Here is a 16,260-nt window from a genome sequence, read left to right as displayed (position 1 = left end):
CGCAAGGTGAGCTGGCCGGGGGATTAGTGCCCTAGAAGTCGATGACTTCGCGGAACTTGGGCAACAGGCCTGTCTTGATTCCAGTGAGGCTTGGCTTCATCTGAAAGACGCCCGTGTTGTAGTTGCCCTCGATGATCGCCGGCCCGTTTGGCGTAATCGCGACGTCCCATCCGACATAGGGGATTTCTGGGATGATGCGGCTGACCGTGTCGAGCATGGCAAGCGCCTCGTCGTATAGCGGAACCTGAAACCCGACGATCGGAGTGCCGGTCTGTGGGTGCACCGTGAAAGTGTTGGCGTATTTGTCGAAGGCGCCGTAGTTCGCAATTCCGGTCTTTTCGTCGAGCACGGTGTACATTCCACCACGACCATAGTTGTCAACGTCGGCGCCATTGCCCATTCGCAGCACGGCTTCCATCACGTGCACGTCGGTGCCATCGAAAAAGGTGATCATCCGCAACGAGTTCACGCTGGTGGGGCAGAGTGCAGACATCCCGGGGTGCTGCTTGAGAAACGCTTCGACCAGGAACTGGCGCTTGTCCATGAGCTCTCGGTACAGGGCATGCGCGTCAGCGAGATCGTCGCCGTCGTGCTTTTCGATGCCGGCGCCGCTCATACTGTCGACAACCTTCACCATGATGGGGTCATGGTGCGCGACGAACTCGACGAAGTCGGCTTCGGAAGCGATTCTCAAGTCGAGCCAAGCTCGACCGAGCCATTTGTCGAAAGTGGTGTTGAACGTCGGTTTATCGTAGAAACGTTCGCGGTACTCGCGCTGGTTGTACTTCACAACGATGGAATTGGCGTTGCCGCTCGTAATCCATGTGCGGCGTTCAGCACGACTGAGAACGTTGAACTCGAACTCTTCATAGTCGAGATAGCCCGCTTGGTAGACAAGGGAACACCACACCATGTCGAGCAGGATCGCAATCACGGGCGTACCACTGCGTTTACTGATTGCTCGCGCGACGGCGAGCATGTTTGATACGTCGAGCGAGATAAGTCGCGACACGTAGTGCCGGATGCGCTTCACAGTTCTCCTACGAAGGTCATACCGACACACGTGTCGGCGGCGAGCAAACTATCCGATGATGCTCAACGCTACGTTATGCATTCAGACGGCTGGACTCGTCGTGCCACTTGATCGCTGTCGGGAACAGCTTGTCTTTGAATTTGGCGCCGTGGTGGGCGCAAAAGAGAAGATCGCCACTGGCGAGGGTCGCGCGAATGTATGCCTGCGCGCCACAACTGTCACAGCGGTCAGCCGCCGTGAGGGTGTAGTCCATCTCATCGACTGGGGTGTCTTCGGTTGCAATGTTTGACATGGCCTACTCCTTCTTGCTTGCGGTTGTTATTCCGTACGCCTATACAAGCATGGGTGCCTGAAGATTCTTCCTACATTGCGGGCATTTCGCTCAGCGCGTAGCGCGGTTGACTGCTGGCGGTGTACGCGGGGCTGCGGGTGTCGGTGAGCAGCAATGTCAGGCGGAGAACGTACTCTAGAAGATGGCCTTCCGTCGTCAAACCCTAGGAGATCACTATGGCGAGCTCTGACTACTCAGCCCGTCACCTGTCCGTACTCGAAGGGCTTGAAGCCGTTCGTAAACGTCCGGGTATGTACATCGGTTCTACCGACTCTCGCGGGCTCATGCATTGCCTGTGGGAGATCATCGACAACTCGGTTGATGAGGCGCTTGACGGGCACGGTTCGGAGATCAGTGTCATCCTGCACGCCGACGAGAGCGTCGAGGTTCGCGACAAGGCCCGTGGCATCCCCGTCGATGTCGAGCCCAAGACGGGTCTCACCGGAGTCGAAGTGGTGTTCACCAAGCTACACGCGGGTGGAAAGTTTGGCTCGGGATCCTATGCCGCGTCGGGTGGACTCCACGGCGTAGGAGCTTCAGTTGTAAACGCGCTCTCGGAGCGTCTCGACGTCGAGGTTGACCGCAACGGCAAAACATACGCGATGTCCTTTCATCGCGGCGAGCCAGGAACTTTCGCCGATAAGGGGGAGCCGACTCCGGATGCTCCCTTCAGCCCGTACGTGTCGGGCAGTGAACTGCGCGTAATCGGCAAGGTGCCCAAGGAGCGCACCGGTACACGTGTTCGGTATTGGGCTGACCGCCAAATCTTCACCAAGGGTGCGAGTTTTCAATCCGACGGGCTTATTGACCGTCTGCGTCAGACCGCGTTCTTGGTGCCCAACCTCACGCTGAACGTGACGGACGAGCGTGGCGATGAGCCGCGCCACGAATCGTTCGCCTTTGAGGGTGGTATCTCTGAGTTCGTCGAGCACCTGGCCGTCGATCCGCCCATCACCGACATTTGGCGCCTCACCGGATCCGGCGGATTCACTGAGAGCGTTCCGGTACTGCAAGACAACGGCCACATGGTTTCCACCGAGGTTTCCCGCGACTGTGTCGTGGATGTTGCACTGCGTTGGGGCACCGGCTACGACACCGTGGTCAAAAGCTTCGTCAACATTATTGCCACGCCCAAGGGCGGAACGCACCTCGCAGGGTTCGAACAAAGCCTGCTCAAGTTCCTGCGCGCTGAGACAGAGAAGAACTCGCGCCGACTGAAGCTGGGTAACGACAAGCTGGACAAGGACGATGTGCTTGCGGGCCTCACGGTTGTGCTGACCGTTCGCGTTCCGGAGCCTCAATTCGAGGGTCAGACCAAGGAGATCTTGGGGACGCCAGCGGTGCGTGCGATTGTGGCCAAGGTCGTAGCGACCGCGCTCTCGGAGCGCTTCACGTCAACCAAACGCGATGACAAGTCGCAAGCGGCGCTCGTGCTCGACAAGGTCGTCGCCGAAATGAAGTCGCGGATTTCTGCCCGTGCTCACAAGGAAACGCAGCGTCGCAAGAACGCACTCGAAAGTTCGAGCCTTCCCGCGAAGCTGGTCGATTGCCGCTCCAACGACGTGGCGAACAGCGAATTGTTCATCGTCGAGGGAGACTCGGCTCTCGGTACGGCAAAGCTCGGCCGCGATAGCGAGTACCAAGCTCTTTTGCCGATTCGAGGCAAGATCCTCAACGTTCAGAAGGCATCCATCAGCGACATGCTGTCAAATGCGGAGTGCGCGTCGATCATCCAAGTCATCGGCGCCGGTTCAGGGCGTAGTTTCGATTTGTCGACAGCACGGTACGGCAAGGTCATCATCATGGCTGATGCTGACGTCGACGGTGCCCATATCCGCACGTTGCTGCTCACGCTCTTCTTCCGGTACATGCCTGACATGATTCGTGACGGCCGTGTATATGCCGCAGTGCCACCGTTGCATCGGGTCGTCGTCATGAACCCTGGCTCGAAGCCCAACGAGACTATTTACACCTATTCCGAAAAGGAACTCAACGGCGTGCTTGCCGGGCTCAAGAAGTCGGGCAAGCGCTATCAAGATCCGATCCAGCGCTACAAGGGCCTCGGAGAGATGGACGCTGACCAATTGGCAACCACCACAATGGATCGCAACAACCGTGTACTCCGCCGCGTGAATATTTCGGATGCCGAAAGCGCCGGAACAGTGTTCGAACTGCTGATGGGCAACGAGGTTGCGCCGCGCAAGGAGTTCATCATTCAGGGTCAGGGTCTCGACCGCGACCGCATCGACATTTAGCGGCCAAGCGGATGCGGGGCGTCGTCGACGCCGAGGCGCCGAGGACGGATGAAGCAGCGTGAGGGCTGCCATCTGAATCAATCGGGTGGCAGCCCTCTCGGCTGTGCGGCTGTGTTCGGTGCCGCTAAGAGCCGCGATCCTACGGCGTAGTGCCGATGGATCCGATGACGCTGTCGAGCGGTATACCCGAGCCGTCTCGCTTGGTGCGTTCGGTCGGGAGTTGGCGCACGGCACCATCCAGTCCGACGGCCGTTGCTGGCACAGCGCCAACCCAGGCGAGAGTGAGTACGTCTTCGCCCTTGAGCAGCGAATGGGCGCGAACTCCACCTGTGCCGCGACCCTTGGCCGGGAACTGAGAAAACTCGCTGAGCTTCACCCGACCAGGATCTGTGCCCGGGATGGTGACGCTCGAGCCCGAGATCGTGACAGCGACGTTTTCAGAGTCCGCATCCAGTGCGTCGAAGAAGATCACTTCGGCACCAGCGTTGACCCGCACACCAGCCATGCCGCCCGCGCTGAGCCCCTGTGGGCGCACAGCTGAGGCCGCAAAGTGCAGCAGCTGGGTGTCGGAGGTGACAAACGTTAGTTCTGCGTCGTCGGCGCTGTGAGCCGCACCCACGAGTTCGTCTCCCGGCTTGAGTGAGATAATCTCGAAGTCCGGTTTTGACGGCCAGACGCCCGGTGTGACGCGTTTGACGGTTCCTTGGCGGGTAGCGAGAGCAATGGGCTGGTCACTCTCAAGCGACACAATCGCCAACACACGCTCTTTCTTGTCGAGTGTTAAGTACTCGCTAATCTTGGCGCCGGCACCGAGCTGAACAGAACTCGTCGGCACGTTGGGCAGGTCTATTGCAGTAAAGCGGATGAGTCGGCCGCGGTTGGTGATCGCACCGATCTCAGTGCGGCTTGTCGTTGTCACGCGCGAACGGATAGCGTCGTGCTTCGATCGACGCGACCCGGCCAAAACGGTGTCGCCCTCGCTGATTCCGACGCGAATGATTCGTCCCGTTGTCGAGAGCAGCACCAGGCACGGCTCGTCGGCGATCTCAAGCACAGGCTGGTTCTTGCGCGCAGCTGCACGTGATGTTGTGGCGATGGAGGCAGGAGCTTCTGTCAGCAGCGTGCGTCGCGGGGTTCCAAATTTCTCCGCCACGGCGTCGAGTTCGTTTCCGACGAGTGCTCGGATGAGAGTGTCATCGGCGAGCAAGGCCTGAAGTCGAGCGATCTCGGCCCGAAGCTTCTCTGCCTCGGCTTCCAGCTCAATGCGGCTGAATTTGGTGAGGCGGCGCAGGCGCAGCTCGAGAATGTACTCGGCTTGCAATTCGCTCAGATCAAAGACTTCGCGCAGGCGCGTGCGAGCCTGATCGCTGTCGTCACTCTGGCGAATGACCTGTATGACTTCGTCGATGTCAACGATTGCAATGAGCAAGCCTTCAACCAAGTGCAGGCGTTCGAGGTGACGAGCAAGACGGAACTTGCTGCGACGCGTGACGACCTGCAAACGGTGCTTCAAGAAGACCTCTAGGAGCGCCTTCAGGCCGAGGGTCTGAGGGCGACCGTCGACGAGCGTCACGGCGTTAATGCTGAAGTTATCTTCGAGCGGAGTCAAACGGTAAAGCTGCTCGAGCACAGCATCCGGGCTGAAGCCGGTTTTGATGCCGATAACGAGACGCAGCCCGTGATTTCGGTCGGTGAGGTCAGTAACGTCAGAGATGCCAACGATCTTCTTGTTGTTGACGCCGTCTTTGATTTTCTCAATAACGCGTTCGGGGCCGACCAAGTATGGCAACTCGGTGACCACGAGACCCATCTTGCGGGCCGTGATCGACTCCACCGCCACAGTGGCGCGGGTCTTGAAGGCACCACGGCCATTAGCGTAGGCGTCTTTCACGCCGCTGAGGCCGATGATTCTGCCGCCGGTGGGGAGGTCGGGGCCGGGCACGAACTGCATGAGTTCTTCGAGCGTTGCGTCGGGGTGAGCCAGCAGGTGCCGCGCTGCCCCCACGACCTCGACGAGGTTGTGCGGAGCCATGTTGGTGGCCATGCCGACAGCGATACCGCTCGCGCCATTCACCAAAAGATTCGGGAAGGCCGCAGGAAGGACCTCGGGCTGGGTTGTGGAATTGTCGTAGTTCGGCACGAAGTCGACAACGTCTTCATCGAGATCGTCCGTCATCGCGATCGCGGACGCCTGCAGGCGCGCTTCGGTGTATCGCGGTGCTGCCGGGCCGTCATCCAGCGAACCAAAGTTGCCGTGGCCGTCGATGAGCGGCACCCGCAGGATGAAACTCTGAGTCAGGCGCACCATGGCGTCGTAAATGGAGGCATCACCGTGGGGGTGAAGCTTTCCCATAACGTCGCCGACCACGCGCGAAGACTTGACGTGACCCTTTTCGGGCCGCAGTCCCATTTCGCTCATCTGGTAAAGAATGCGACGTTGAACGGGTTTTAGGCCGTCGCGGGCATCGGGGAGTGCGCGCGAATAGATGACGGAGTACGCGTACTCCAAAAATGAGCCCTGCATCTCGGTCGTGACATCGATGTCTTCAATGCGTTCGCCGGCAGGGGAGTCTGGGGTGGGTTTAGTGGGAGTAGCCATAGGATTGCCCTAATGTTACCGGCGCTCAACCCAGACTCAGCGAACCTAACCGATGTGTTGTCAAGTTCCTTTCAGGCAATTGCGGGCGAGGAGAATCGACTGAGCTTGCCTCCCGTTCGTCACGCCATCGTTTTGCTCGTTGACGGACTCGGGGCCCACAACCTTAAGGCGCGATTGGGGCATGCCAGAACTTTGGCCGGAGCCTTCTCCAAGAACTCCATTATTCAGTCGGGTTTTCCCACTACGACGGCAGTTGCCATCGCGAGCCTGACGACGGGCGCACGAGCAGGGCAGCACGGGCTGGTGGGCTACAGCGTTCTCGATCCGCTCAATGATCGCGTTCTCAATCAGCTATCCGGATGGGATTCTCGTATAGATCCGTTGACCTGGCAGCGGGTTCCAACGATCTTCGAACGCGCTACCGAACGCGGTTTCACTGCGGTGGCCGTAGGTGCAGCCCGCTATCGCGACTCCGGTTTCACTCAGGCGGTGTTGCGCGGCGCCCGATACGTCGCTGCGGGCTCGCTTGCGGAGCGGCTTCGTGTAGCCGTGGCGGTCGGTCATTCGAGCACGGAACCGTCGCTAACCTACGTCTATGCTCCAGAGCTTGACATGGCGGGGCATGCCAATGGTTGGCAATCGACGCAGTGGACGCACGCGCTCGAGTCTCTCGACTCTGCGCTCGCCAGCGCAGTGAGGGATCTTGCCGCCGATCAGGGACTTTTGGTCACTGCCGATCACGGCATGATCGACGTCCCCCACGAGTCGCACATCCTTTTCGACACCGCGCCAGAGCTGCTTGAGGGAATCGCGCATATCGCGGGAGAGCCGCGCTGCCTCCAGCTTCATCTTTCGTCAGCACTCACCCTCACAGAGCGGGCAGCTGTGCTCGATCGTTGGCAACACGCGGAGGGGCAGCGTGCGTGGGTCACGAGTCGAGAGGACGCTATTGCCGCTGGTTGGTTCGGAGAGGTTGCCCCTGAGGTGGCTGCGCGCATTGGCGACATTGTCGTTGCCGCACGTAAAGGCGTCGCTTATTACGACTCCCGTGTTAGCAATAACTCTGGCAGGAAGATGGTCGGACAACACGGATCGTGGTCCGACGAGGAGCTTCGCGTTCCGTTATTGAAGTTTGGTGCTTTCGCTCGCTAGGCGGGGTCTTCGTCGGGCTTCGTGCCGAAAACGATGTCGTCCCAGCTCGGCATAGCGACGCGACGCCGACGTGACTTTGCAGTCGGCTGCGGCGCGGTCGTTTGTGGCGGTGCCGGCGCGTCGCGGCGCTGTTCCGCAGCGGGAGGATTGAGCAAGCGCATTGAGGGCTCAGGATCACTCGTGGACCCGGATTCTTCTTCGGCTGCCGTGAAATTCGCTGGTTCACGTTCGCCGCGGCGACGGCGCAGTGCATCGAGCAAATCGGCGGTCTGGTTGCCGACGCCGACATCGGCGCTGCGGTCGCGCATCACGGGAAGCTCAGCTGGCGTGATCGGAGAAGGCTCGTCATGGAGTTCGTCTACGTCGAACGCGCCGCTGTCGAAGCGCGCCGCATCCTGAGCCCCTTCTGCTGGCGACACCGCTCGAAGTCGAGGAATAAGAGCACCGGTGGATTCGCCCTGCTGGGAGAGGGTCTTCGCCTCGTTGTTGAGGGGCGCAAGCGATTGACGCTTAGGGTCGTATTTCCAACGCGCGTCGTGATCGATGCTGTTAGAGCTAAATGAAAGCTTGACGATCCAACCATTCTCAGGATCTTTCCAGCTAGCCCAGCGTTCGTCGGCCGCATTGAGGTCAACAAGGCGTTCGCGAATGGCTGATCCGAACGTGCGTGACGACGTCAGCGAGTCGGTTTCGCCAGCGACATGCACCGGGACGCTGAGCGCAGACTTCACAACAAACTCGCGTTCGGCGACGACCGGCCCTTCGAATCGCTCGATGTAGTCGATGTCAGCGCCCGTGAGACTTGCAACATCCTGAGCTGACATTCCAGCCCGGATATGTGCCTGAATCTCTCGCGGAGCAAGCTTGGGGCCGCTGCCGGTTTGGGCGCGACTCTGTCGCAGACGGGATTGCAAAACGTTGTCAACGGCGAGACGGAAACGTGTTCCATCGGTGCTCGACACGATCAGCGCACCGTCTTGTACTTCGATTACCCGAAGGTCTTCCATAGTGAACTTCTCCAGCCCTGACGATTCCCTTTAGGGTCGCACGCATTGGGTGGTTTTCTTGGGAATAACACGCCTCAGTGAACAGTTATCACAGGCGCTGCACAGTGATGCAGAATCGGCGGTTTGCAATTCGCTTCGCTTTCATGGAGACTGTGCCCGCCGATTCCGGTGATTCAACGTAAAACAGAAGTGGATGGGCATGGCCACCGACTACGACGCACCTCGTAAGACCGACGACGACTCTGAGTCGATCGAGGCTCTTAAAGAGCGTGTTCCTGACAAAATGTCGGGCTCGGTTGACGTCGACGATTCAGACAACCCGGCGAACTTTGAGCTCGCCGGCGCAGACCTTTCTGACCTGGACCTCGATGTGGTCGTTCTGCCTCCTCAGGCGGACGAATTCACTTGCGTGAGCTGCTTCCTCGTGAAGCACCGCTCGCAGGTGGACCACACAACCAAGCTGGGCGCTATTTGCCTGGAGTGCGCAGCCTAGACTGCGCGATCGCTCCAGCAAGCAATTCGGGAGTGCGACTCGACAACAACCAATACGGTGTCGGGTCGCTCTCATCGAGTACCTCAAGTTTGACAACTGGCGAGACCCATCCTCGGATCATCAGCCAGGCACGCGCATCCAGTCGCTGCCCGCGTTCGAGAGTCGCTTCATCCCCGTTGTAGCTCGTCACTTCGCCGATAATGGCGATCGGCAGTCGAGCGCTTCCTGCACGAAGTTCTTTGTCGTCTACCGAGATCGTCGGTGCAGACCACAGCAGGAACAGCACGATCCCGATATAGAGCACTGCTGCGGTGATGTATCCCACAAAAATATTGATCGGCAGGAACACCAAAATGCTCGCCGGAATGATGAGTGCGGTGCTGATGTAAAGCCACGCTGTGGGCCACAAGCGTTCACGGTAGTAAGTCACTCATCCATTACACACTGATTTTGCGTCGGGCGTTTCGGGCCGACGGCGTATCTGCACTAGCCTCGACTCGTGATTGACAACGTAGAGGTGCTCATCTCAGCAGGCCAGACGCCTGTATACGCGCATCCGGGTGACGCTGGGGCTGACCTGTATTCGGCAGGCAGTTACACCCTCGCGCCCGGCCAACGAGACACCGTCGCAACGGGGGTGACGATCGCTCTGCCCGACGGCTACGTGGCGTTCGTGGTGCCTCGCAGTGGTCTTGCAGCCCGCCACGGCATCACTGTCGTCAATAGCCCGGGAACTGTGGATGCTGGCTACCGAGGCGAAATCCGCGTTACGTTGTTGAACACTGATAGTTCATCCACTTTTGAGATCGCCCCGGGCGATAGGATCGCGCAAATGATCGTTATGCCCGTTTCTCGGGCTAGATTCATTCCCGTTTCTACCCTTCCTGGAAGTCATCGTGGTGAGTCGGGCTTCGGTTCGACGGGATACCGCGCAGAATCAACACAACAAGGAGCCACTTCGTGAGCGACACTACTGAATCCGATCAGCCGCAGGATCACCCGAAGTCGGCACCGGAGAACCGCGCGACCGATGGTCCTCTCGACGAGAGCGAGGCAAATGCCGTTCGCCCCTACGTTGACCTCGGTGGAGTGAAGATTCTTCCGCGTCAAGAGTTGCACTTGCGACTAGAAGTTGAGGAAGCTAGCAAGCGCGTTGTTGCGGTTGGACTTGACTACGCCGGTTCGACGCTTCAGATCCAACCCTTTGCGGCCCCGCGGTCGAGCGGGCTTTGGCACGAGATTCGTCAGCAGATCATTGACCAAGTTCACACGCAGGGCGGCACAACGAAGGTCTCAGATGGCCCGTTTGGTCCTGAGGTTTTTGCCGAGATTCCTGTCGCTGGCAAGCCCGGCGAGAAGCGCATCGCCCGGTTCGTTGGAGTAGACGGTCCGCGCTGGTTCCTGCGGGGAGTAATCGCCGGTGAAGCTCTGACGAGCCAGGAAGCAGCTACCAAGATCGAGGATCTATTCCGCTCGATCGTCGTCATTCGCGGCACGACGCCGATGCCCCCTCGCGACCTCATCCCGTTGCACATGCCGGCAACGGGCGAGAAGGAATCTCAGGCGTGAGTTCAGTCGACGGGCCGTCGAGCGAATCTGATGATGATCAGGTGACCGCGGATCCGACAGTTCGCGAAGCACTCGCGGCCGCAGCGCGTCGTTCGGCCGTAGGTCATGTTGCCCCAGGGGAGGCTCCAACGTCGGGCGCTCTACTGGCGGCGATGGGTGGTGTGCGCGGCTTGGTTGAGTCCATTCTGCCCGGGCTCGCGTTCTTGGTGATCTTCACGATCACTCAAGAACTGGTCGCATCTGTCGTGGCACCCGTAATCGTTGCGTTGGGCTTCGTGGCTGTTCGACTCGCGACGAGAACTCCAGTGTCCTCTGCGCTGGTCGGCGTCGTTGGTGTCGCTCTCTCTGCGGGCCTTGCGCTTGTTACTGGCCGCGCTGAAGACAACTTCCTGCTCGGTTTCGTGATCAACGCTGTCTTCCTCGTTGCGATTGTGGTGAGTGTTATTGCGCGCCGCCCGCTGGTTGGTCTTATCGCGGCTTTGCTGGTGCCGACTGCAGCTGATTGGCGAGAAGACAAGGCGAAGTTCCGTGTTGCCTTGATTGCCACCGTGCTGTGGGCTGGCCTGTTTTCCGTGCGACTGGGAATTGAGCTTCCGCTCTACTTCGCCGAGGCAACTCAAGCGTTAGCAACGATGAAGCTCTTGCTCGGTGTTCCGCTTTATGCGGGAGTGTTGTGGGTTACCTGGCTTCTTATGCGCACCGCTTACGGCCACACGGCGTCCAAGTAGTTCTTCGTCATCGCCGTGGCGTCGAGGCGGCCGGATGACGATGGTGTATATTTATCTCGACGTCAAGATACTTTTGGCCGCGATCGCAGCGCGTTTTTTGCGATTCAGCCTTAGGCTTGCCTTGCTGGATGCAGCGCACGCTCCGCGCAAGGATTGAAGAACCGTAGCAAGGGAGATGACAGTGTCGACAGTCAATAGTTTTGGGTCGAAAGACACCCTCACAGTCGGTTCGTCCGACTATGAAGTGTTCCGTATCGACAAGGTAGCGGGATACGAAAAGCTACCGTTTAGCCTCAAGGTTCTGCTCGAGAACCTGTTGCGTACAGAAGACGGAAAGAACGTCACGAAGTCGCAAATCGAGTCCCTCGGATCGTGGGTGCCCAGCGCAGACCCCGACACCGAGATCCAGTTCACACCGGCACGCGTTGTCATGCAGGACTTCACTGGCGTTCCGTGCATCGTTGACCTCGCCACGATGCGTGAGGCCGTTGCTGAACTCGGGGGAGACCCCACCAAGATCAACCCGCTCGCGCCTGCAGAGCTCGTGATTGATCACTCGGTCATCGCCGACCTCTTCGGTTCGGACAATGCGCTTGAGCGCAACGTTGAGCTTGAGTACGAGCGCAATGGCGAGCGCTACCAGTTCCTTCGTTGGGGCCAGAGCGCGTTCGACGACTTCAAGGTTGTCCCTCCCGGAACCGGAATCGTTCACCAGGTCAACATTGAGCACCTTGCGCGGGTCACCTACACGCGTGAAGTTGACGGCAAGACTCGGGCATTCCCGGACACTCTCGTCGGCACCGACTCACACACCACGATGGTCAACGGCCTCGGAGTGCTCGGATGGGGCGTCGGCGGAATCGAAGCCGAGGCAGCAATGCTCGGCCAGCCCGTTTCGATGCTCATCCCTAAGGTCGTCGGTTTCAAGCTCAACGGCACGATCCCCGCCGGCGTCACTGCGACCGACGTTGTGCTTACGATCACGCAAATGTTGCGCCAGCACGGCGTCGTCGGCAAGTTCGTTGAGTTCTACGGTGAGGGAGTCGGCGCAGTGCCGCTCGCCAACCGTGCAACTATCGGAAACATGAGCCCCGAGTTCGGTTCTACTGCCGCGATGTTCCCCATCGACGACGTGACCCTTGACTACCTGCGCCTCACCGGCCGCAGCGAAGAGCAGGTCGAACTCGTCGAAGCGTACGCAAAGCTTCAGAAGCTCTGGCACGACCCGAGCATCGAGCCCAACTACAGCGAATACATCGAAATGGATCTCGGTACCGTCGTTCCGTCGATCGCTGGACCGAAGCGCCCGCAGGACCGCATCGAGCTCACCAAGGCGAAGAGCCAGTTCGAAATCGATCTCAACAACTATGCGGCAACGGATCACACCAAGGTTGACGCAGCCGTTGAGGGATCCTTCCCCGCATCCGACCCCAGCGGAACTACTCCGCAGGACGAGGACTGGGCACACATGCCCTCGACAATCCACGCGAGTCACCCACCGCTGACGGTCTCGCAGCCGACCTCGGTGAATGTCGACGGCGGAGAGTCGTTCACGATCGACCACGGTTCCGTTGCGATTGCTGCAATCACGTCGTGCACGAACACTTCTAACCCTTCAGTGATGCTTGCTGCTGGCCTCTTGGCTCGCAACGCGGCCGCAAAGGGACTCAAGTCGAAGCCGTGGGTCAAGACCACACTCGCTCCCGGTTCCAAAGTAGTTACGGACTACTACGAGAAGTCGGGCCTCGACGAGTCGCTTGAAGCGCTTGGTTTCTACACAGTCGGCTATGGCTGCACTACCTGTATCGGCAACTCTGGTCCTTTGGAAGATGAAATCTCCACCGCGATCAATGAGAACGATCTCGCCGTCACTGCAGTGCTCTCGGGTAACCGTAACTTCGAGGGTCGTATCAACCCCGACGTGAAGATGAACTACCTCGCGAGCCCGCCCCTGGTTATCGCTTACGCCCTTGCCGGAACAATGAACTTCGACTTCGACAACGACGCACTTGGCCAAGACCAGGCAGGTAACGACGTCTTCCTGAAGGACATCTGGCCAGACGCCGCCGAGGTTCAGGCGACGATTGATTCGTCGATTGACCGTGAAATGTTCACCCACGAGTATGCGGGTGTCTTTGACGGTGACGAGCGCTGGCAGAACCTTCCGACACCGACTGGTTCCACTTTCGAGTGGGATGACAAGTCGACCTACGTGCGCAAGCCCCCGTACTTCGAGGGAATGACCATGGAGATCACTCCGGTCAGCTCCATCACGGGTGCTCGCGTTCTCGCCAAGCTGGGTGACTCGGTCACGACAGACCACATTAGCCCCGCTGGTTCGATCAAGGGTGACAGCCCCGCTGGTATCTACCTCGCGGAGCACGGCATCGACCGCAAGGACTTCAACTCCTACGGTTCGCGTCGGGGAAACCACGAAGTGATGATTCGCGGAACTTTCGCCAACATCCGTCTTCGCAACCAGCTTCTCGATGGCGTTGAGGGTGGTTACACTCGTGACTTCACCACGCCGGATGCTGAGCAGTCGTTCATCTACGACGCAGCTCAGAACTATGCAGCCGAGGAAACTCCGCTCGTCGTTCTTGGTGGCAAAGAGTACGGCTCGGGTTCGTCGCGTGACTGGGCAGCCAAGGGAACAAGCCTGCTCGGTGTCAAGGCCGTAATTTGCGAGAGCTTCGAGCGTATTCACCGCTCGAACCTCATCGGAATGGGCGTTCTGCCGCTGCAGTTCCCTGAAGGTCAGAGCTGGGAATCATTGGGACTTGACGGTACCGAGAGCATCAGCATCTCGGGCGTCGAAGAGCTCAACGACGACCGCATCCCGGGCACTCTGCATGTAGTGGCCGAACCGACCGCTCACTCGCCCGAGGGCAAGGCGACGATCGAGTTCGATGCGAAGCTTCGCATCGATACTCCCGGTGAAGCTGACTACTACCGCAACGGTGGCATCCTTCAGTACGTATTGCGTTCGCTGGTCTAACTGGCGCATGCGCCGAGGGCGCGCGGCAGGGAGCATTGCTCTCGCCGCGCGCCTTTCGTGCGTCCTAGAGACGCTGTGGGTCGGCTCAGAACCTCACGCACATTTGTTCAAAACAGGAAAGAAGAAGCCTAGACTGAAGGCATGAATTTACTCGAGGGAATCAACGGTCCCCGGGATCTTGACGGTCTCTCCACGGCGCAACTAACCCAACTAGCCCAAGAGATTCGTGAGTTTTTGATCGAGAATGTCTCGCGCACTGGCGGACATTTGGGCCCGAATCTTGGCGTCGTTGAGCTCACGACCGCCATCCACCGCGTATTCGATTCACCGCGGGATGCTGTGGTATTCGATACAGGACATCAGAGCTATGTTCATAAAATTTTGACCGGCCGCAAGGACTTCGCGAAACTTCGATCGCAAGGGGGCCTCGCGGGGTATCCGCAGCGCTCTGAGTCAGAACACGACATCGTCGAAAGCTCGCACGCGTCGAGTTCGCTCTCGTGGGCTGACGGCATTTCTCGCGCCTTCGAGATGACGGGGCAGAGTGACCGGCATGTGGTCGCCGTTGTGGGCGATGGTGCTCTCACGGGCGGAATGACGTGGGAGGCGCTCAACAACATCAGCGACGACAATAGTCGCAATCTGGTGATCGTCGTCAACGACAACGGTCGCTCATACGCGCCAACTATCGGCGGAATGGCGCACTTCCTCAACAGCGTGCGTACGCGCCGCTCCTATCGTTCGCTCCACGGCTCAAGCGAGCGTTTCTTCGGCGCATTCGGCGGGCCAGGTCGCGCGCTGTACCGCGGCATCCGTGGTGGGACCCATGGTTTCCTCTCCCGTTTCAGCAACAACGAGGCACTGTACTCGAACCTCGACATTAAGTACTTGGGCCCGGTTCACGGTCACGATATCGGTGCCCTCACCGAGGCTCTGCAACAGGCGAAGTCATACGGTGCACCCGTGATTGTGCACGCTATTACCGAGAAGGGTCGCGGCTATGAGCCCGCCCTCATGGATGTCGCCGATCAGTTCCACGCGGTGGGGCAGATTGATCCCGCAACGGGCGAACCGATTGAACCCAGCGGCGCGGAATCGTGGACGTCAGTGTTCTCCGAGGAGATCGTGAAGCTTGCGGATGAGAATCCTCGTCTCGTCGGTATCACCGCTGCGATGCTGAGGCCAACCGGACTTCACCGTTTCGCAGAGAAGTATCCGAAGCGCGTTCACGACGTCGGTATAGCCGAGCAGCACGCGGTCACGTCGGCGGCCGGACTCGCGTTCGGTGGCTTGCATCCCGTAGTCGCGCTCTACGCCACCTTCATGAACCGGGCATTTGATCAGGTTTTGATGGATGTCGCACTCCATCGCGCAGGGGTTACTTTCGTGCTCGACCGCGCAGGGGTGACTGGCCCAGACGGCGCTAGCCATCATGGCATGTGGGACCTCGCGCTCCTTCAGGTTGTGCCCAACATCCGTATTGCTGCGCCCCGCGATGCTGCGCGCCTCCGTGAGGAGCTGGGGGAGGCCGTAGCGGTTGACGATGCACCCACGGTCGTTCGCTTCGCTAAGGGCACCGTCGGCACCGAATACGACGCCGTGCGCCGCACGGACGACGGTGTCGATGTGTTGCGGGAAGACGATCAGCGCGATGTTCTCATCGTTACGGTCGGATCAATGGCTAAGACTGGACTGCAAGTTGCCGAGCTCTTGGCAGCTCAAGGCATTGGTGCCACTGTGATTGACCCACGTTGGGTCGTTCCGGTTCCGAAGAGCGTCATTGATTTTGCTGCTGATCACCGCATCGTGATCACGATCGAGGACGGTGTGCGCGTGGGCGGGATTGGCACGCGCATCCGACAAGACATGCGCGCTAGCGGCGTGGATACCGCTGTGAACGAATTGGGACTGCCCGACAGTTTCCTCGACCACGGCAGCCGCGACTACATTCTCAATCAGGTCGGTTTGACTCCTCAACACATCGCTCGCGATGTGGTCGCGCAAGTATTGGGAAGCAAGATCCCCGTCGCGCGCCCGCTCGCTCAGCAGGATTCTGAAGAGTTTCGCTTGCCTGCTGAGCGCGGCTAGTCCACAG

13 protein-coding genes are annotated in these 16,260 nt (G+C 59.4%); 8 read left to right on the top strand and 5 right to left on the bottom strand.

Going from position 1 to position 16,260, the window contains the following annotated elements:
- Window positions 1-31: 31 nt before the first annotated feature.
- Both I6E56_RS02000 and I6E56_RS01995 read right to left on the bottom strand, forming a co-directional pair.
- On the bottom strand, window positions 32-1,033 hold the full coding sequence (locus I6E56_RS02000) for a sugar-transfer associated ATP-grasp domain-containing protein (protein WP_197135668.1): 1,002 nt from the start codon (window positions 1,031-1,033) through the stop codon (window positions 32-34).
- 73 nt (window positions 1,034-1,106) lie between these two features.
- Window positions 1,107-1,325 carry a hypothetical protein gene (locus I6E56_RS01995; RefSeq protein WP_197105747.1) on the bottom strand — a complete coding sequence of 73 codons (219 nt, stop codon included), beginning with the start codon at window positions 1,323-1,325 and terminating at the stop codon, window positions 1,107-1,109.
- A gap of 215 nt (window positions 1,326-1,540) precedes the next feature.
- Here I6E56_RS01995 and I6E56_RS01990 point away from each other — a divergent pair, with 215 nt between their 5' ends.
- Window positions 1,541-3,619 carry a type IIA DNA topoisomerase subunit B gene (locus tag I6E56_RS01990; RefSeq protein WP_197135666.1) on the top strand — a complete coding sequence of 693 codons (2,079 nt, stop codon included), beginning with the start codon at window positions 1,541-1,543 and terminating at the stop codon, window positions 3,617-3,619.
- 139 nt (window positions 3,620-3,758) lie between these two features.
- On the opposite strand, the gene I6E56_RS01985 is transcribed toward I6E56_RS01990, so the two are convergent.
- Window positions 3,759-6,218 carry a DNA topoisomerase (ATP-hydrolyzing) subunit A gene (locus I6E56_RS01985; protein WP_197135664.1) on the bottom strand — a complete coding sequence of 820 codons (2,460 nt, stop codon included), beginning with the start codon at window positions 6,216-6,218 and terminating at the stop codon, window positions 3,759-3,761.
- A 12-nt stretch (window positions 6,219-6,230) separates the two neighbouring features.
- Here I6E56_RS01985 and I6E56_RS01980 point away from each other — a divergent pair, with 12 nt between their 5' ends.
- Window positions 6,231-7,370, top strand: coding sequence for an alkaline phosphatase family protein (locus I6E56_RS01980; protein WP_197135662.1), 1,140 nt, complete (start codon window positions 6,231-6,233; stop codon window positions 7,368-7,370).
- Here the strand turns inward: I6E56_RS01980 and sepH are convergent.
- Window positions 7,367-8,377: a septation protein SepH gene (sepH, locus tag I6E56_RS01975; protein WP_197135661.1), complete on the bottom strand. Its 1,011-nt coding sequence runs from the start codon at window positions 8,375-8,377 to the stop codon at window positions 7,367-7,369. The genes I6E56_RS01980 and sepH overlap by 4 nt on opposite strands.
- Window positions 8,378-8,576: 199 nt before the next feature.
- On the opposite strand from sepH, the gene I6E56_RS01970 reads away from it, so the two are divergent.
- Window positions 8,577-8,870 (top strand): DUF4193 domain-containing protein, encoded by a 294-nt coding sequence (locus tag I6E56_RS01970; RefSeq protein WP_100389298.1) that lies wholly within the window; start codon window positions 8,577-8,579, stop codon window positions 8,868-8,870.
- Here I6E56_RS01970 and I6E56_RS01965 read toward each other — a convergent pair.
- Window positions 8,845-9,300, bottom strand: coding sequence for a DUF3093 domain-containing protein (locus I6E56_RS01965; RefSeq protein ID WP_197135659.1), 456 nt, complete (start codon window positions 9,298-9,300; stop codon window positions 8,845-8,847). The two genes, I6E56_RS01970 and I6E56_RS01965, sit on opposite strands and share 26 nt — an antisense overlap.
- Before the next feature lie 69 nt (window positions 9,301-9,369).
- On the opposite strand from I6E56_RS01965, the gene dut reads away from it, so the two are divergent.
- The 5 genes from dut (at window position 9,370) to dxs (ending at window position 16,253) form a co-directional block, all read left to right on the top strand.
- Window positions 9,370-9,834 (top strand): dUTP diphosphatase, encoded by a 465-nt coding sequence (gene dut, locus I6E56_RS01960; protein WP_197135657.1) that lies wholly within the window; start codon window positions 9,370-9,372, stop codon window positions 9,832-9,834.
- A complete protein-coding gene (locus I6E56_RS01955) occupies window positions 9,831-10,439 on the top strand; it encodes a DUF3710 domain-containing protein (RefSeq protein ID WP_197135656.1) in 609 nt (202 codons plus the stop codon). The genes dut and I6E56_RS01955 overlap by 4 nt, the downstream gene beginning before the upstream one ends.
- Window positions 10,436-11,167 carry a DUF3159 domain-containing protein gene (locus tag I6E56_RS01950; protein WP_197135655.1) on the top strand — a complete coding sequence of 244 codons (732 nt, stop codon included), beginning with the start codon at window positions 10,436-10,438 and terminating at the stop codon, window positions 11,165-11,167. The genes I6E56_RS01955 and I6E56_RS01950 overlap by 4 nt, the downstream gene beginning before the upstream one ends.
- 181 nt (window positions 11,168-11,348) lie before the next feature.
- Window positions 11,349-14,165 (top strand): aconitate hydratase AcnA, encoded by a 2,817-nt coding sequence (acnA, locus tag I6E56_RS01945; RefSeq protein ID WP_307842823.1) that lies wholly within the window; start codon window positions 11,349-11,351, stop codon window positions 14,163-14,165.
- Between the two features lie 141 nt (window positions 14,166-14,306).
- Entirely contained in the window at window positions 14,307-16,253 is a 1,947-nt protein-coding gene (dxs, locus tag I6E56_RS01940; RefSeq protein ID WP_197135653.1) for a 1-deoxy-D-xylulose-5-phosphate synthase, read from the top strand.
- Window positions 16,254-16,260: the final 7 nt, after the last annotated feature.

This window comes from Salinibacterium sp. NK8237, assembly GCF_015864955.1.
GTDB lineage: Bacteria > Actinomycetota > Actinomycetes > Actinomycetales > Microbacteriaceae > Rhodoglobus.
The sequence above is the reverse complement of the archived record's forward strand: the minus strand, read 5'-3'. Positions and strand labels throughout refer to the sequence as shown.